At 67.7% G+C, this 15,855-nt stretch carries 16 protein-coding genes and 3 pseudogenes; 7 read left to right on the top strand and 12 right to left on the bottom strand.

The window, feature by feature from the left end; translation table 11 throughout:
• Nucleotides 1-31 precede the first annotated feature (31 nt).
• A pseudogene (locus ACWCO8_RS18010) lies at nucleotides 32-205 on the bottom strand (HNH endonuclease); the annotation flags it as partial.
• A gap of 311 nt (nucleotides 206-516) precedes the next feature.
• The gene (locus ACWCO8_RS18015; protein WP_451033016.1) at nucleotides 517-876 is read right to left on the bottom strand and encodes a hypothetical protein; all 360 of its coding nucleotides are present in this window, start codon (nucleotides 874-876) and stop codon (nucleotides 517-519) included.
• Nucleotides 877-1,361: 485 nt separating this feature from the next.
• On the opposite strand from ACWCO8_RS18015, the pseudogene ACWCO8_RS18020 reads away from it, so the two are divergent.
• Nucleotides 1,362-1,816 (top strand): annotated as a pseudogene (locus tag ACWCO8_RS18020) (transposase); the annotation flags it as partial.
• 121 nt (nucleotides 1,817-1,937) lie between these two features.
• On the opposite strand, the gene ACWCO8_RS18025 reads toward ACWCO8_RS18020, so the two are convergent.
• Entirely contained in the window at nucleotides 1,938-2,081 is a 144-nt protein-coding gene (locus tag ACWCO8_RS18025; protein ID WP_451033017.1) for a hypothetical protein, read from the bottom strand.
• Nucleotides 2,082-2,403: 322 nt separating this feature from the next.
• On the opposite strand from ACWCO8_RS18025, the gene ACWCO8_RS18030 reads away from it, so the two are divergent.
• A complete protein-coding gene (locus ACWCO8_RS18030) occupies nucleotides 2,404-4,425 on the top strand; it encodes a hypothetical protein (RefSeq protein WP_451033018.1) in 2,022 nt (673 codons plus the stop codon).
• 79 nt (nucleotides 4,426-4,504) lie between these two features.
• Here ACWCO8_RS18030 and ACWCO8_RS18035 read toward each other — a convergent pair whose 3' ends face one another.
• Together ACWCO8_RS18035 and ACWCO8_RS18040 are read right to left on the bottom strand one after the other, a co-directional pair.
• Nucleotides 4,505-5,161 carry a hypothetical protein gene (locus ACWCO8_RS18035; protein ID WP_451033019.1) on the bottom strand — a complete coding sequence of 219 codons (657 nt, stop codon included), beginning with the start codon at nucleotides 5,159-5,161 and terminating at the stop codon, nucleotides 4,505-4,507.
• Nucleotides 5,162-5,197: 36 nt separating this feature from the next.
• Nucleotides 5,198-5,905, bottom strand: a complete 708-nt coding sequence (locus ACWCO8_RS18040) for a transposase family protein (protein WP_451033020.1) — start codon at nucleotides 5,903-5,905, stop codon at nucleotides 5,198-5,200.
• 97 nt (nucleotides 5,906-6,002) lie between these two features.
• Here ACWCO8_RS18040 and ACWCO8_RS18045 point away from each other — a divergent pair, with 97 nt between their 5' ends.
• Nucleotides 6,003-7,379, top strand: coding sequence for an IS1380 family transposase (locus ACWCO8_RS18045; protein ID WP_451033021.1), 1,377 nt, complete (start codon nucleotides 6,003-6,005; stop codon nucleotides 7,377-7,379).
• Nucleotides 7,380-7,557: 178 nt separating this feature from the next.
• On the top strand, nucleotides 7,558-8,226 hold the full coding sequence (locus ACWCO8_RS18050) for a hypothetical protein (RefSeq protein WP_451033022.1): 669 nt from the start codon (nucleotides 7,558-7,560) through the stop codon (nucleotides 8,224-8,226).
• 213 nt (nucleotides 8,227-8,439) lie between these two features.
• Here ACWCO8_RS18050 and ACWCO8_RS18055 read toward each other — a convergent pair whose 3' ends face one another.
• The 3 genes from ACWCO8_RS18055 to ACWCO8_RS18065 all read right to left on the bottom strand — a co-directional run bounded on the left by ACWCO8_RS18055 (nucleotide 8,440) and on the right by ACWCO8_RS18065 (nucleotide 11,425).
• Nucleotides 8,440-9,894: a hypothetical protein gene (locus tag ACWCO8_RS18055; RefSeq protein WP_451033023.1), complete on the bottom strand. Its 1,455-nt coding sequence runs from the start codon at nucleotides 9,892-9,894 to the stop codon at nucleotides 8,440-8,442.
• Nucleotides 9,895-10,134: 240 nt separating this feature from the next.
• Nucleotides 10,135-10,605 carry a PH domain-containing protein gene (locus ACWCO8_RS18060; RefSeq protein WP_451033024.1) on the bottom strand — a complete coding sequence of 157 codons (471 nt, stop codon included), beginning with the start codon at nucleotides 10,603-10,605 and terminating at the stop codon, nucleotides 10,135-10,137.
• A gap of 94 nt (nucleotides 10,606-10,699) precedes the next feature.
• A complete protein-coding gene (locus ACWCO8_RS18065; protein WP_451033025.1) occupies nucleotides 10,700-11,425 on the bottom strand; it encodes a transposase family protein in 726 nt (241 codons plus the stop codon).
• Here ACWCO8_RS18065 and ACWCO8_RS18070 point away from each other — a divergent pair.
• Together ACWCO8_RS18070 and ACWCO8_RS18075 are read left to right on the top strand one after the other, a co-directional pair.
• Entirely contained in the window at nucleotides 11,396-11,479 is an 84-nt protein-coding gene (locus tag ACWCO8_RS18070) for a hypothetical protein (protein ID WP_451033327.1), read from the top strand. The two genes, ACWCO8_RS18065 and ACWCO8_RS18070, sit on opposite strands and share 30 nt — an antisense overlap.
• Nucleotides 11,480-11,510: 31 nt before the next feature.
• Nucleotides 11,511-12,569 carry a protein kinase family protein gene (locus tag ACWCO8_RS18075; protein WP_451033026.1) on the top strand — a complete coding sequence of 353 codons (1,059 nt, stop codon included), beginning with the start codon at nucleotides 11,511-11,513 and terminating at the stop codon, nucleotides 12,567-12,569.
• A gap of 12 nt (nucleotides 12,570-12,581) precedes the next feature.
• Here ACWCO8_RS18075 and ACWCO8_RS18080 read toward each other — a convergent pair whose 3' ends face one another.
• From ACWCO8_RS18080 to ACWCO8_RS18090, 3 genes are all read right to left on the bottom strand, one after another.
• Entirely contained in the window at nucleotides 12,582-12,860 is a 279-nt protein-coding gene (locus ACWCO8_RS18080) for a Tn3 family transposase (protein WP_451033027.1), read from the bottom strand.
• Between the two features lie 115 nt (nucleotides 12,861-12,975).
• Nucleotides 12,976-13,215: a DUF7660 family protein gene (locus ACWCO8_RS18085; protein ID WP_451033028.1), complete on the bottom strand. Its 240-nt coding sequence runs from the start codon at nucleotides 13,213-13,215 to the stop codon at nucleotides 12,976-12,978.
• 90 nt (nucleotides 13,216-13,305) lie between these two features.
• Nucleotides 13,306-13,545 carry a hypothetical protein gene (locus tag ACWCO8_RS18090; RefSeq protein ID WP_451033029.1) on the bottom strand — a complete coding sequence of 80 codons (240 nt, stop codon included), beginning with the start codon at nucleotides 13,543-13,545 and terminating at the stop codon, nucleotides 13,306-13,308.
• A 676-nt stretch (nucleotides 13,546-14,221) separates the two neighbouring features.
• Between ACWCO8_RS18090 and ACWCO8_RS18095 the strand changes: the two genes are divergently transcribed.
• The gene (locus ACWCO8_RS18095; protein ID WP_451033030.1) at nucleotides 14,222-14,803 is read left to right on the top strand and encodes a hypothetical protein; all 582 of its coding nucleotides are present in this window, start codon (nucleotides 14,222-14,224) and stop codon (nucleotides 14,801-14,803) included.
• Nucleotides 14,804-14,855: 52 nt separating this feature from the next.
• Here the strand turns inward: ACWCO8_RS18095 and ACWCO8_RS18100 are convergent.
• Nucleotides 14,856-15,710 (bottom strand): annotated as a pseudogene (locus ACWCO8_RS18100) (IS630 family transposase); the annotation flags it as partial.
• Nucleotides 15,711-15,855 lie beyond the last annotated feature (145 nt).

The following is a 15,855-nucleotide window of genomic DNA, read 5'->3' on the forward strand; positions in this document are numbered from 1 at the left end:
CAGATTAGAAACACGCGCTCAGGCCCCATCAGAGCTTCGTCGCGGTCCACTCCCCCACGTAACGGCAGTGCGCCTCCGGCAGCGGCGCCATCCACTCCGCCTTCGCCCGGTTCGACCGCGCGGTGACCGCGACCAGGCTGGTCGCGGCGTCCTGGTCGTTCGCGTACGCCTCACGACGAGCGGCCGTCCATTCCGCCGCTCCAGCTGGCAGGGAGCGTCATTCCAGGCATGCGCTATTCCCGAGTTTCCGCCGTCACTGCGTTGACTCTGTCCCGGTGTGGGGCGGCGTGCGCCGGGCGTGTCAGTGCCCTCCGGCATCGCGCCGTTCGTGATAGACGATTTGGACAGTGTCGACTGGGCGTCCTTGGAGTACGCCTACGGGTTGTCCCGCGTCTGGAAACCAGCACCGCCGAGTGGCCGAAGAGGCCTACGAGCCGTCCTGACCGGCACGCCCTGTGTACCGACAACCCTGCGGCACACGACCGGCTCTGGGGGACCAGTTGGTCTCACCGAGCGTCAACGAGGCGCAGACACCGGCTTGAGGACCACCGACCCGAACCGCAGATGCTCCCGATCGAGACGCCACCCCAGCGCACCGGCCAGCTCATCAAGGCCCTCAAGCCCCAAGCCGCGGTAGGCACTGACGGGAAGCGAGATCGTCTCGTCAGAGCCCTGGGACCCTTGTGCGATGGCTCGCCACAGGGCGAAGCCCGCACGCTCCCGCCACTGCTCGGGTGTGCCGTTCAGTTCCAGCCGGTACTGACGCCGCGACAGCAACACACCGTCACCATACGGATCCTTCGGCACGCCCTTCCGTGCGCTGCCGAACAGCGGTGTCCCGCCGCCACCGGCGAAGAGCGATGCGACCATGGCCACGGCGAGACCTACGGGAAGATAGATCCACTGCAGAGAGAACTGGCATCGCAGCCCCCAGACCAAGCGCGGCGGCAGCGGTCCGTATTCGATCCTGCCCGATGTCCTCGCGCGCGAGCCCCCACCCATGAACAGCCCCCGCTTCTCACCCCGACGCACTGCTCCCTGCGTGAATCATGCCGTGGATCCGGTAGGTCTGTCACGGCACCCCGTTCGGGGTCCCCGGCCCCGCGGGGCGGCCCGACAGCGCCGGTCCAGGCGCCGTGGAGGATTCGCCGTAAGCGAGTAACTCATCTGCTGACGTGGAAGCGACGAAGGCTGCTGCCGGAGAGGACACTCGCCGGCCCACGTTCATGGACTACTTAGCCTTGCGCTTTCATGAAGCGGGCTTTCCGACGGGTGGTCAGGTAAGCGAAAAATGCCTCTGAACAGCAAGAATGAGGATTGTCGAGGTCCTTGTTCCTGCCACCGCCGGAGGCACTTCCCAGGTGAAGAAGCGTATCGGGTCCTACCCACGCGTCCGCATCGAGGGCGGTGGCCGTGGGGTGGTGTCCCAGGCTGGGGCCGTGCTGCTGGTCGAGACCGTCCGCAAGACCGGGTTGGACCAGGCGATATATCGACGGCGCTTGCGCCGTGGCAACGGCCACGGGCGGTGCACGATCCGGGGAAGATCCTCCTGGACGTGGCCCTCGCGGTCGCGCTGGGCGGGGACTGCCTCGCGGATGTCGGGACGCTGCGGGCCGAGCCCGGCGTGTTCGGGCCAGTGGCCTCCGACCCGACGGTCTCCCGGCTCGTCGACGCCCTCGCCGCAGCCGGGCCGAAGGCCCTGTCCGCGATCAGTACCGCTCGGGCCGGCGTGCACGAGCACGCGTGGAAGCTGGCCGGCACTGCGGCGCCGGATGCCGCGGGGCAGGTGATCGTGGACCTGGACGGGGTTCTCGTGCCAGGACCTGTCGGATTAATTGATCTTGTGATGGGTCGCGGAGAGCTGACGGATCCGGCGTGGGAGCGGATATCGGGGCTGTTGCCAGGTGTTGACGGGCGGGGGCCTCCGTGGCGGGTGGTCACAGGCGCCTGGTGAACCGGCCGTCGGGGAGTTTCCGCAGCAAGCCGGGATCGACAAGTCTGACCAGCTTGACGCGTAGCGGTTCCAGCTTGGCCCGCACGCTGACGTCCACCCCCACCGACTCACCGACTTCGCGGGCCATGACTGGTCCTGCGGCCTGCCGCACAACAGTAGGAATGCACTGGTAGGCAGGCGGCCCGATAGGGCGCGCGCGTGGGAGCGTTTTCGGGCGCGTTGAAGGGTGGAGTGTGGCGATGGTGTGTGGCGTCTCCCCCAAGCCTTTACGCGTGCGGTTACAACCGTGGTGTGCGTCACGCCTGTTAACTCCGGATGAGGAAGAACCTCCCGAGTTGGGGGCGTTGCTGGCTGATCATCAGCGCGCGTAGGAAAGGGGGCGGCGCGACACGCACCATCAATGTCCTGCCGTCCGGGTTGAGGGGCGGTGGGGCCAGAAGGGACATGTCATGTTCGGCACGTCGAGAACCAGAAGGAAAACCGCTCTCGCGGTGGGCAGCGCGGCACTGATGCTGTTAAGTGCCGGCGGAGTGGCGGGCGCGGCTCCGGCCGTAAAGCCCGACCCCAATGCGGCACCGCCGAAGGTGCACGGTCCGGAGAAGACCACGTTCGCTGCGGCGGCGGGCGCGCGCCCGGCGTCGGGTAAGACGCCCAAGGCTGCGCCGTTGTCGAGGAACGCGGCGCCTGGCGGGTTCCAGCGGGTGAACTCGCAAAAGGTGCAGCTTACGAACACGGTGACCGACCCCGATGGGGATCAGGCCAACTTGACGTTCGAGGTGTGGACCGCGGACGCGGCCGGGAAGCCGGTCACCAAGGTCAAGCTGAACGACTCCACCTATGGCGTCATCGTCTCCCCCTATGTGGCTTCGGGGGGTACGGCGAAGGTTGACGTTCCGGCGGGCAAGCTGGCGCTGAACACGAACTATGTGTTCCGCACCAACGCCTACGACGGTTCGCTGTATGAGACGGTGTGGTCTCCGTGGGCGAAGTTCCGGGTGGAGCTGCCGGTGGATCTCACCCTGCCGACGCCGAACTACGCGAGCCCCAACCCGAACCACTTCGACGCGCAGCAGCCGCACTACTACCAGACCAAGCCCCTGGGCCAGGCCGGTACGCCGCTGTCGTCGCGGCCGACGTCGGCGGCGAAGGATGCGGTGGAGCAGTGCAGCGAGCCGGACGCGGATGGCCGTCAGGTGTGCTTCGGCAAGTCGACCCCGGCCCCCAAGGGCAAGGCGCCCCAAGCGTCCGCGAAGGCGGGTGTGGCGGCGGCGACCGCGGGTGTGGAGTGGTGCAACACCGACTTCGAATCCATCCTCGCGACCCGGTTCATCGAGTGCGATGTGCGCACGGTGCCGGTCATCATCCGCATGGATGGTGTGCCGCAGGCTGTGGCGAACTTCATGTTCCTGCGGATGCTGGAACTTGACGGACAGAACACGTTCACCGAGCACCTGACGATCGAGCCCGCCCAGCAGATCCCGCCCGCGTTCCGTGAGATCAACTTCGTGGGCTGGAATCATCTGTGCGAAACCTCGTGTACGCCGCAGGAGCAGCCGGTGACGGCGTGGAAGGGCAAGCCGTGGTGGGTGCCGGGTGAAATGCACTCGGCGACGCTGACGACGCCGTTCAGCTGGGATACGTCGCTGGCCGGTACGGACTACCGGTTCAAGCCTGACATTCAGATCGACGCGAACATTCTCCCCGCCGATGGGAAGATCCGCCCGTTCAAGACCGGCTACCAGTGGTCGCTTGATTACGACGGCGGCACCGAGGACCTCGACCGTATCCGCTGCGACACCCCCGCAGCAGACGCCCCGGCGGGATCGGTTCCGGGCTGTGTGTTCGTCAACGTCGCGCCCACGTACACGTTCAACGCGAAGGCGTTCCCGCAGGCCGCCGCTCACGCGTGGCTGATTCAGAAGGCCACGGCCAAGCACCCGGGTTCGATGTCCGATCAGAAGCCCCTGTACTACATGGGTGATGAGTCGCAGAACAACCGTTCCCGTACGCGGATCTGCCCCACGGGGTGGGCCGCGAACAACGGCGACCCCTCGGCCCTGGTGGATGCGGGCGACACGTTGAACTGTGATGAGTTCGCGTTCGCGTCCTCGTACAACAGCGGCGGCATGTCGTCCACCGAGGGCGGCATCAACCCGGCGATCCCGCCGGGGAAGACCACCCCCAGCGGGGATGCGTGCATTTCGATGTACGCGAAGAAGCACGGCAGCATGATCCACCTGTTCTCGCAGAACGGGGCTGACCCCACGTTCAACGAGGTGTGCGGCCGGGCGGCGATCTCGGGCATGCACAACCAGGAGTCCATGGGCGGCCACTTCGCGAACTTCATGAAGCAGATGCGCATCAAGGACAAGGATGCGTACTGGCTGGATACGCGCATGAATGACGGCGGCACCTGCCGTTACGGTGTCGGCGGCGGTCAGCCCGTGATCTGCGAACTCGTCGCGCAGTAATACCCCAGCGCCAACACGCTTCGGCCCCCACCCTGACCGTCAGGGTGGGGGCCGAAGCCGTTGTGCAGGCGGGTGCGGCTCAAGGAGTGAGGAGGTGGACGGCGGGGAGATTCCCGGCCTGTGCGGCATCCTGGTCGATGCTCAGCCCCGTGTACGCGCCCAGCGCGGTGAACACCAGGGTGGGCAGGCGCGCGCCGTGCTGTTCGTAGTAGGCGGTCACCTCGTCGGCGGTGGCGTCGGGGATGGAGGGGAAGACGGCACCGGCGGCGGTGAGCGCCGCGTCCAACGCCGACTCGTGGCCGGTGGTGGTGCCGAACTCTGCGCGTCGTATCACCTCGTCGCCTTCGACGTGCAGGATCGCGGCGGGCGGGCTGTACAGGTTCCGGCTGGCACACAGGATCTCTTCACCCGGGCCGGGCCTCATCGAGGGGACACGGCGGAAGCCGGTTGCCCAGGTCGCGGCGTGGTCGTTCTCCAGCACGTACGTCCACTCACCCTCGCTGCCGTACATCGCGTAGGCGTAGCGGGTGGGGTCGTGGCCGGGCGGGGTGGGCTGGCTACGCAGTTCGGCCAGCGGGGTGCGGGCGGCGAGCTGATCGAGGTCGGCCCCGAGGTTGATGAGGAAATCGTCAGGGTCGATGCCTCGGGCGAGGGTGAGGGAGATGCCGCCGCGCATTCCGGGGACGGGCGTGGCGGTGTAGGCGTGGGCGCCTATCCAGGTGAGGCCGTTGGTCATGGAGGGGGTCCGTTCGCTGGCGGGGTGGGGTCGAGCTTAGCCTCGCGCTTTCATGAAGCGGGCTTTCCGACGGGTGGTCAGGTAAGCGAAAATGCCGGCATCCGCGAGGATCTCGGCTGCCGGACCACCCTCCAAGAGCCTGACCAGCCCTACCTGGCGGGCATGGGTGATGTCCGCACAGCTGCCGTGCTGGGTCGGGCTGCAGAAGAGCATCCGGCCATCGCCATCCGTGACGACCATGGTCTTGACCGCGTTCTGCTTGCTCTTGCCGGAGATGAACTTGTCCCGGTCTTTGCGTCCGGCAGCCGGGCGTCTGACTCGAATCTCGGTGCCGTCGATGATGCCGGTCTTCCCGTTGGCGCCGAGATCGTCGATGACCTCGGCAAGGGTCCGCAGCCGCACTCCGCGGCTGATAGTGCAGCCTCGCTCGGCCAGAAGAGGCCGCACCTCACCGATGGCCCGGGTGATGGTCGAACGGTCGACGCCGAACCAGCAGGCCAGCACGTCGTGCGTGACGGCGTGACGAAGATGCACGAGCGTGGCCAGGAGACGGTCGACGAACACCAGCTGGTGCTTCGCTCCGGCGCCCACTGCCCGCTTCCGTGGCCGGGACGCGAGCTTGGCCTGGTGCCGCTCGTGCCACAACGGACCTACCTCAGCAACGAGTTCAGCAATCACGGCAGCCGAGAGGCCGGTGATCCTCCGGTTGCTGATGATCGCTGCCCGCGACGCGTTCCCCACCACATGACCATGATCGACGATCAGGAGCTCGACGTCTCACCGCTTACGGTGCACGGGCTCGTCAGGGTCCAGTCAGCCGCAGGAAAGAAGCACTCTCCAGGTGAGTATGCGTATCGGGTCGTACCCGCGTGTCCGCATCGAGGGCGGTGGCCGGGCGGTGGTCTCGCAGGCCGGGGGCGTGCTGCTGGTCGAGACGGTCCGCAAGGCCGGCTTGGACACCGCGATATCAGCGGCGCTGGCGCCGTGGCGGAAGGCTCGGGCGGTGCACGAACCGGGCAAGATCCTCCTGGACGTTGCCCTCGCGATCGCGCTGGGCGGGGACTGCCTCGCGGACGTCGCCATGCTGCGGGCCGAGCCGGCCGTGTTCGGGCCGGTGGCATCCGACCCCACGGTCTCCCGCCTCATCGACACCCTCGCGGCCTCCGGGGAGACAGCCCTGCGGGCCATCCGTGCCGCGCGGGCCGACGTTCGCCAGCAGGTCTGGCGGTTGGCCGACCGGGAAGCGCCTGATGCGGGCGGGACGGTGACCGTGGACCTCGACGGGGTGCTGGTGATCGCGCACTCGGACAAGGAGGACGCCGCACCCACGTGGAAGCGGACCTACGGTCACCACCCGCTGATGGGGTTCGTTGACCACGGACCGGTCGGCACGGGCGAACCAGTTGCGGCCCTGCTCAGACCAGGCAACGCGGGCTCGAACACGGCGGCCGACCACATCACCGCAACCCAACTGGCCCTGGCCCAGCTGCCGAAGAAGTACCGGCGCGGGCGCCGGAACCTGATCCGCACCGACTCCGCAGGCGGCACCCACGACTTCGTCGCCTGGCTCGCTCAGCGAGGACGGTGGCTGTCCTACTCGGTCGGCATGGTGATCACCGAGGCGGTCCACCAGCACGTGCTGAAGGTTCCGGCATCGGCCTGGACTCCGGCCGTCGAGACGGACGGCGAGGTCCGCGACGGCGCCTGGGTCGCTGAACTCACCGGCGACGTCCTGGACAGCTGGCCCAAGGGCATGCGGCTGATCGTCAGAAATGAACGACCGCACCCCGGAGCCCAGTTGCGGCTTACCGATGCGGACGGCATGCGGCTGACGTGCCTCGCCACCAACACCTCGGGCCGGCCGATCGCCGAACTCGAGCTCCTTCACCGACTACGGGCCCGGGCCGAGGACCGCATCCGAAACGCCCGCGCCACCGGCCAGCGCAACCTTCCCCTGCACCGCACCACTCAGAACCGGATCTGGCTGGAGATCGTGCAGATCGCCCTTGACCTGCTGGCCTGGATGCCGATGCTCGCCCTGACCGGCAAGGCCCGCCTCTGGGAACCCCGCCGACTACGGCTCCGCCTGTTCACCGCAACCGGACAGCTCGTCACCACTGGCGGGCGGCGGATCCTCCGCCTGGCCCGGCACTGGCCCTGGACCGGCCACATCACCGCCGCCCTGGACCGGCTCACCCAACTGCCCGCCCCTGGCTGACCAGCGGATTCCCCGCCCCTTCGACAGCACCTCAACACCCGGAGCAGTTGAACCCGGCGCCACCCCGAGACGACACTTGGGCTCTCGGCCTGCACAGCTTCAGCCCACGGCACGAAACGGTCCACCGCTCCGTCGGCGGACCGTCATGAAACTTCGAGGCTAGTGGTACCGGTTGGGCATGGACGACACGATCTCGGGCGCGGTAGCGCTCTTGCGCGAGGCTTTTCCGGCAGCGGTCCGTCACAGCCCTCTGGGGTGGGAGGCGCTTCAGGTTTGGGAGGAAGATCGCGGAGTGGTGCTGCCGGAGCCGTATCGGACCTTCGTCGCTGAGGTCGCAAACGGCACGGCGGATGAGCCGCCCGGCGGGCGTCGTCTGCTGCCTTTGGGAGAGAAGCCCGCAAGCTGGTCGTCCTGGGAAGCGGACTGTTGGCTGAGCCCGGAGCCCTTCGATGGCACCGCTGAACGCGTGCTGGGTCGAGCCTTCCCTCTGGATCAGGAATGGCAGTGGGAGTACGACTACTACGATCACGCCGTCCACTCATCCCTGCTGCACCAGATCTACCAGTGCGGCTCAGTGCTGCTGGCAAGCGACGGCCCCGGTGAGTACTGGACCCTGGTGGTGACCGGGGCGCAACGCGGCCGTGCGTGGTGGCTCGGGGACGGATGTGCCGCTCCCTATGCCGACATTCCGGCCGAGCAGGACGGATCGGAGTTCGTGTCCTGGCGAGGGACTGGCTCGCCGGACAGGGGTGGTGGCGGCCCGAGGAGTGATACCGCAGAGGCGCCCCTGCCGGTGACGAGACAAGCGGCCACCCCGCTCAGTGCTGGTAGACGCCCAGCGAGGTGAAGCGGCGCAGGCTCAGAAGATCTGGAGCTGTTTGCCGTGGTATCGGCGAGCGGCCGCGTATCCAGCCCAGGCTCGACCTGCTTGTGCGGCGTGTAGCTCGGCGGCCAGTGGGCTGTAGCCAAGTGCCTTGGCGACGAACGTCGGTGGCATCTCAAGGCGCGACTTCCGTGATCCCGCCTTGTTGCTCTTCAGCGGGTGGGAGCCCCTACCAAGTCAGTCCGCAGCGGGTCTGAGGAAGTCGGCACCGACGGACCGGGCCGTTTCCTCGACCGCGTCGCGGTTCTTGTCCGCAGCCGTGAACAGGACCATGCCCATGCTGCCCCTGTCGCCCCACACGCACATGCCCCGCAGCGTGCCGGCCACGTCGGTGTAGCTGTGGCACCGCATCCAGCCACCGTATGGGCCGGCCCCGGCCCGCCAGGTGTCGTGGACGATGCGGACTCCCTCCGTCCCCAGGGGGAGGATCCCTCCGTCGCCGTACACGTACGACTCCCGCATCTCGTGAAAGTCTCCGGTCGCCACGGCCACCAGGTATTCGGCAGCGGCGTCAGGAGCGGCTTCCTCTGCCACGTATATCCGTGCGGCGGACTCTTCCATTTCGCTTTCGGACACGGCGCGGAACGGGTCGAACTCCTCGCGGAGGCCGAAGCCTTGCAGACCGCGGAAGGTGTCGTGGGCGACGATGTCGTAGCGGGGATAGGCGAGGGAGGAGGCGTACGCCGTGACGCCGATGACCAGCAAGAGAGCGAGTCCGGCTCCGGCGAACACGTACTCACGAGGAGTGACGCGCGGCACGGGCGGCAGTTCCGGCGGCCCGAACCCGTCGCCCCCGACGCCCGCTTCAGCACCGGGCACGGCCTCGGAAACAGCTGCCGCCATCCGCTCGGCAGCCCGCTCACGGGCGGCCCGCAACTGCCTGCGGAGACCGAGGAACGGCAGGCCCGACAACAGCCCCACCCCCGTCGCCACGCCATACGGCATCGACGGCAGAACGGTCATGCGCAAGGCGATCAGTACAGCGACGACCACACCTGCGGCAAGACGGTATTCGAGGCTTCGGCGCAGCAGCAGGCGCGCCCAGGTCCGGCCGGTTGCGGCGAGGGCGCCCGTTGTCTCGGCAAGCACGGCGAGCCTCAGGTCGCGTGGGGCCGCGGCGGCCCACTGTGCGGCCTGAGCGGCGGCAGCCTGCGGCGTGGACGCTTCGGCGAAGGTGCGGGCCGCGTCGAACGACTGAACCCGGCGCGCCGAGACACTGTTCTTGGCGTTCGTGGAAACGGAGCTTCCCGCAGCCTCGGCGCGCAGCAACTCCGGCGAATGCGGGGCGAGTTCTCGCAGACGGGTAAGGAGCGCGGGGCCCCTGGCGTGTCGCGCCGGTCGGTCCATTGCGTCGGTGTGGGCGCAGAGTTCCGCGTACCCGGCGAGCAGGCCTACGTCGTCCGGGAAGGTGTCCAAGCCCTCGCGGAAGACCCGCTCGGCGGCGTCGTCGTGGTCGTCGTCGTCCTCGGCCATGTGGGCGCGGGCCAGTGCGAGCAGGAGCCCGGCGTCGGGCTCGTCGATGTCGAGCGCGGTCCGCGCGGTGGCTCGCGCTTCGGCCGACCTGCCGGCGGCCACTAGCGCGTCGACCCGCCCTCGCACGTCGTCGCGCACGTTGTCCTGGTTGTTGTTCAAGAGTCCCCACCCCTGGTGCAGCAGGCCGGACGAACGCGGCCTCGAGCGTCACTATGACCCGTACCGGAATTCCGGTCAACCAGAACCTCGCTCCGCTGACCTGCTCTTTTGCCACCCAACAGCATGCAATCGGACGCACATCGGGCACCGGTGCCGGATGGGCTTCACCCGTGCCCTCGGTGCGGGCTGGCAGCCCTGCCCCGGTTGACCGACACCGCGGCGCCCTCCGCTCTGGAATGGTCAGGCGGTGCAGGTCTGGCAGGTGGCCCGGTGGGCGGCGTGGGCGGTGGTGATCGCGTCCAGGTCCGCTTGGGCGTCTGAGGTGGAGTGGGCGGCGATGGCCTGCAGCGGCAGCCGGGTGCCGTTCGTGAGGGCGACCTCCGGCAGGCCCGTTCGCGCCGGCCCTACCCCCTGGTGGGCGGGGATGACCTCGCGGATCGAGCACCATTCGACGGTCCGGGTGCGGCCCAGGCCCCGCTGAGTGATCCCCATAGCGTCGATGCGGACGCCGGCCATGCCGCCGCGGATCGCGAATCTGAGGCCGTAGAGGGCGAGCAGGGTGTAGAGCGCCCGGCTGAAGGTGCTGGTGTCGTGGGGCCACACCAGCGCGCCGGTGAGGGTGAACACGCTGCCCGCGGCGATGAGGGCGACGCGCTGCCACGGCTTGTAGAGGGTCCGGGCGGGTATCGGAAGGGCCGAGGTCGGTTCCATGAGCCAGGACCCTACGCACCTCGCACCCGCGATCTAAAGAGTGTTGCAGAACGTCGTGTTCGAGCAGGTCGGGGTGGGTTTGCGGCGGGTCTGATCATGCGGCGAGCGCGAGGTTGTGCATGTGGGCGACGGCCTGGACTGCGTGGTGGAGGCCGGTGCCGCGTTGCCTGCAGTCGCGGAGGATCTTGTAGTGCTTCATGCGGGCGAAGGCGTGCTCGACGCGGGCCCTCACCCGTCGGTGTTCGGCGTTGTCATCTTCCTCGCCCGGCAGCAGGTCCCGGCCGGGGTGTTTGCGGTGCGGGACGACGAGTCCGGTGTTGATGTGGGCGCCGTCGCCCAGCACGGTGACTCCTTCGCAGTGCTGGGCGAGGCCGGAGTTCCGCCAGACCTGGGCATCGGCCTTGTTGCCCGGGGCCGACCGTGCCGCGGCGACCACGAGCCTGGTGTCGGCATCGATGATGACCTGCACGTTCGCCGAGAAGCGATAGTTGCGTGAGGAAGCTCCGACCGTGCGGTCGCGCACTGGGATCAGGGTGCCGTCCACGATCCACAGCCGCTCGACCGCGTCGGCGGGCCGGGAAGCCGGCTCGATCGCGAGGAGGGCCCGCAGCCGCTGAATCACCCGGCAGACCGTCGCAGGTGAGACGCCGAACAACAGCGCGAGCTGCCGCATCGTGAGTTTGGTGCGGCAGTAGACAGCCACCAGCAGCACCCGGTCCGCCAGCGACAGGCACCACGGCCGGCCGCCGCCCGGCCCACCACCGGCTATCTCACGGAAGCAGAAGAGGCGGTGGCCGCCGCTGCACTCATCGCGGCGCAATGCCCGGGAGGCGAACCGTCGGCCTTGGCGGATAGGGTCGATTGTGATCGCTGACGCCCTGGTTCGGGGCTCCGAGGAGCTGTTGATGCGCCACGCCGACGCCACGTACGCCGCGCGGCTTGCCGCCTACGGGAGCGTGGCCACCCACCTGTCCCTGCTGAGCGACAGGCAGCTCGGCGATGTCGTAGCGTCCGCTTCTGCGGTCGGGGCCGGCATCGGCGGCAGGTCCGCGGAGCTGGACCTCGACGGGACGCGGGTCTTCGTCAAGAGGGTGCCGCTGACGGACGTCGAGACCCGGCCGGAGAACGTGCGGTCAACGGCGAACCTCTTCGGTCTACCGATGTTCTACCAGTACGGAGTGGGCTCGGCTGGCTTCGGTGCTTGGCGGGAGCTGACCGCACACACCATGACCACCAACTGGGTCCTGGGCAGCGAGTACGCGGGATTTCCGCTGATGTACCACTGGCGTGTCCTGCCCGATTCCCCTCCCGAGGGCTTCGTGGATGAGTTCGGGGGCATCGACGGAGCGGTCGCCCACTGGGACGGCTCACCGGCCGTACGCGAGCGACTGGAGGCCATCGGCCGGTCCTCCCACAGCCTGGTGCTCTTCCTGGAGCACGTGCCGCAGACGCTCGGCGCGTGGCTGCAGGAGCGTCGGGAGGCTACGGTGCCCAGCAGCGACATCCCGTATTCGTGGGTGGAAGACGGCTTGGCACAGGGTACGGCATTCATGAGCTCTCGCGGACTCGTGCACTTCGATGCCCATTTCCGCAACCTCCTGACCGACGGCCGGCTTATCTACTTCGCAGACTTCGGGCTGGCCCTGAGCTCGGGTTTCGAGCTCTCAGCGGCCGAGGAGCAATTCCTCTCGGACCATCTCACCTACGACCGCCACTACACCGCGAGTCATCTCATCGACCACCACCTCATCGCGCCCCTCCGGGGCGATATGGATACAGACGCGTTTCTACGGGAATGGGTCGAAGGGCGCAGGCCCGATGGCGTTCCGCCTGAGATCGCGGCAGTCATCGAACGTCATGCCCGGGTCGCCCTTGTCCTGGGCGGGTTCCACCACCGGCTGCTGTCACAGAGCAAGCGGACACCGTTTCCGGTCACTGAACTCAACCGTGCCGCTGGAGCCTGAGAGGATGCCCGGTCATGCTCCTTCGTCCTGTGGGCCGAGCTTGGCGAAGTCGACATCGAGGTGCTGCTCGTACGCCTCTGGTGCCAAGTCGAGCTCGTGGGTGGGGTACTCGCCGAATCGCATGATCTTCTCGGTCAGGTAGGGCGAAACCTCGGCCAGGTCCTCGGGTTCCACCTTCCAGCCCTCGGCCTGCAGCTCCCGCGCCGCCTCGGCAATGTCCAGGGTGTTGTGGAAGATCAGGCAGTTGCTGAGCAGGGCGTTGAACTTAACCGCCTTCTCCTGCTCGATCAAGGCTCCAAGACCATCTCAATGTGGGATTCGCAGGCGTCTTGGCCGGACCCCGGGTACGGATGAACGGGCTCTGCCGCTGATCTTGTGACGCAATACAGTGGCGCCACGCGGCGCTCTACTCGTAGAGGGTCGCTGCGTAGAGGGCTCGGGCCATGAAGGCCCAGTCTCCGGCAGGTGGGATCTGCTCTCCCATGTTTCGGTATACACCCGGGGAGTCGTTCACCCATGCGGCCAGCGCTTCAAGGAAGTTGTCCAGGGTGTTGTTCTCCCACTCGTGGCCGTGGGCGCGGAACTCTTTGTGCAGGTCATGCAGGAAGGTGACCAGCTCTTCACGGCTGCGCGCTTCGAGTGACATCGCGACAGCGTACGCGGCTTGATCACGCAGCATCCAGGACGATCACAAGACCAGCGACAGAGCCGGTGAACGTGCCCGGTGCCGGACCTCTCAGCGAGTCCACCGGGCAGGCAGTCCCGCTTTGGCGCGCCAGTAGTCCGCGTCGTGAGAATCGGCCAGCCAGCCGGTCAGGCGTTCCGCGCCGGCACGGAACGCCTCGGGCAACGACGTCTCCTCACCGACCACGAGGCTGAGGGCGTCGATGTCATGGGTGGCGTGATCGGTGCTGCACCAGCAGGCCACGTTCACGGCGGCGTCGACGGCGAGCCTTCCCAGGTCGGTCCACACCACTTGAAGCAGGAACTCCAGCTGGTCGCCCCCCCCTCGGCGTGCTCGATGACATCCAGTCCGAAGATGATCGGCGCCCCCTGCTGCGGGCCCGGGAAGGCGGCGTGCTCCAGGAACCACTGCCAATCCGCCGTGTCTCTGCCGACGCGCGCCGCGTCAGCCATACCAGCCGCCTGATGCAAGGAGTACACATCGGCAGGCGACAGTAGAGGGAACAGCGCGGTCAGAGGGACGTCTTGGAGGCTACTACGCATGAGTCGATCATCCCTGTCTCCGGGCTCACACGACGAGCCCCTTCAGGCTTCACGCGGGAAGCCTCGCAGCTTGGCGCCCAGTAGACGGAGCACGTTCACCTGTACCTGGTCGAGCACATCGATGCGTACGCCGACACAGAGGCTCTTGCGTTTCCGCAAAGTAGGCGTCAACGTGACCTGGGATCCGCCTTGGGAACCCGGGTCCGGAACCCTCAAGTCACATGCCTCAACCTCGCCGGACGCCTGTGGCTAGTGCCGCATCAGGCAACGTTCGCCCTGTTGTGACGGCTGAGTTTGTCGCCTGGTAGCGTTGCTCTCTTCGGCTGGGGCAGCCTGCTGGAGTCTTGACGGGATCCATGGTGACTTCTCCAGATGGCAGTGTTCTTGTCACTGCGATAGCGAGGGTCGCGAAGACCTTCGGCGGCATGACGGCCCAAGCGGACGAGGCCGGCTGCGGCCGGTGCTTCGACGAGGGCGAGGTCGAGCTGCTGCGGACTCCTGGCGCCCCGCTCCCGGCGGACCTCGTCCGCCGGGTCGCGCAGAAAGATCCTTTCCACTGGGACGATCAGCCCGCGATCATCCGTCGGGTTCTCCCGCAGCTCGTCGTGATGCTCGCCGAGGGCGAAGCCGAGTCCGATCTCATGGCCCGTGGACTGACCGCGGCAGGCTGGTCGCGGTGGCCCCGGGAGCAGGCTGGGGCAGTGACCGGATTCCTGGACGCATGGTGGACGCAGACCCTGAGGACGAAGTCGCCGCCCATTTCGGCGTGTGCAGTGTTCGAGAGCTGCGTGACCGCGAGTTCCTCGGCCGCCCCGTGGCTCGCCCGCTGGGAGGCGGAGACGGGACCGGTCGCCCGCCGTCACCTGGCCGACAGCCTCGACTGGTGGCGGGATGAGTTGACGTCCGACGACTCGCCCTTCACCTGGTGGTGGGGTACCGAGGCGGAAGGGCGTGCCGCCTGGCACGAAGTGAAGCGCTGGCTGGCCGATCAGGCCCGGGCAGCATGATGCGAGAAGGGCTGGTGCCTGACCGCAGCCGTGAACGCCGGCACGGCCCGATTCAGGCGATGTTCGCCCTGGTCACGACCTTGCGGAGGCGCTGGTCAGAGGCGTGCTTGTTCCGCCAGATGATGTAGCGGCGGATCATGCTGCCTTGCTCTTTGTGGCTGGCGTGGTCGGTGCCGTCCAGCGCGAAGTAGCGCAGGGCGGTGAACTGGGCCTCGATGCGGTTGAGCCAGGAGCTATCGGTCGGGGTGTAGGCCAGCTCCACGTTGTTCGCCGCGGCCCAGTCGCCGACCCGGCTGTCCTTCTTCGTGGTCAGGTGCGGGGAGAAGTTGTCGAGCACGATCGCAATGCGGAACTTGGGCGGGTAGAGGCTGCGCAGGTAGCGGCAGAACTCCAGAAACCTCGTCCGGTCCGTCTTCGGCTTGATGTGGCCGTAGAGCTTGTCCCTGCCCAGGTCGTAGGCGGCGAAGAGGTGCCTGACCCCGTGCGGGCGGGTGTAGGTCGCCCGACGGCGGGGCCGGGGCTCCCGGTCCGGGTCCTTGTGCCGTCCGCTGCGTTCGGCCCACTGCCGCCCGGGGTGGGGCTGGAGATTCGGAGGCCCGAACTCGTCCAGGCAGAAGACGACTTCGGGCTCGTCGTCCTCGGGTATGACCTCGCTGTCGGCGAGCGCGTAGAGGTGCTCGACGCGGGCCTTCTTGGCGGCATAGTCCGGGTCACGGGAGATCTTCCAGGTCTTTATGCGTTGAAACGACACGCCCTCCTCGCGGAGCATGAAGCGCAGGCCCTCGTGGCTGATGTCGTCGACCACCCCCTCGGCGACCAGAAAGTCGGCCAGCTTGGCCAGGCTCCAGGTCGAAAACGGCAGGCCGTGCTCGGCCGGCTGGAACTTGGCGATCTTCTTGCACCCTCGCGGCGGTCTTGCTCACAGCGCGGCGTTCCGCCGGCTAGCCCAAGCCGCTTGACCAGCTGACCACGGATGCCCGTCTGACGGACGCAGCTGCCCGGCATCGGCGTTTCGGCCAATCGGTTTCCGACCGTGTCCTCTTGTGCGGCAA

The organism is Streptomyces sp. NPDC001927 (assembly GCF_053594455.1).

Bases quoted from the DNA above. Each gene is read 5' to 3' on its own strand.
- ACWCO8_RS18030 (WP_451033018.1), top strand. From the start codon at position 2,404: ATGTTCGGCACGTCGAGAACCAGAAGGAAAACCGCTCTCGCGGTGGGC.
- ACWCO8_RS18025 (WP_451033017.1), bottom strand. From the start codon at position 2,081: ATGGCCCGCGAAGTCGGTGAGTCGGTGGGGGTGGACGTCAGCGTGCGG.
- ACWCO8_RS18060 (WP_451033024.1), bottom strand. From the start codon at position 10,605: ATGGAACCGACCTCGGCCCTTCCGATACCCGCCCGGACCCTCTACAAG.
- ACWCO8_RS18050 (WP_451033022.1), top strand. From the start codon at position 7,558: ATGGACGACACGATCTCGGGCGCGGTAGCGCTCTTGCGCGAGGCTTTT.
- ACWCO8_RS18085 (WP_451033028.1), bottom strand. From the start codon at position 13,215: ATGTCACTCGAAGCGCGCAGCCGTGAAGAGCTGGTCACCTTCCTGCAT.
- ACWCO8_RS18095 (WP_451033030.1), top strand. From the start codon at position 14,222: ATGACGGCCCAAGCGGACGAGGCCGGCTGCGGCCGGTGCTTCGACGAG.
- ACWCO8_RS18035 (WP_451033019.1), bottom strand. From the start codon at position 5,161: ATGACCAACGGCCTCACCTGGATAGGCGCCCACGCCTACACCGCCACG.
- ACWCO8_RS18075 (WP_451033026.1), top strand. From the start codon at position 11,511: ATGCGCCACGCCGACGCCACGTACGCCGCGCGGCTTGCCGCCTACGGG.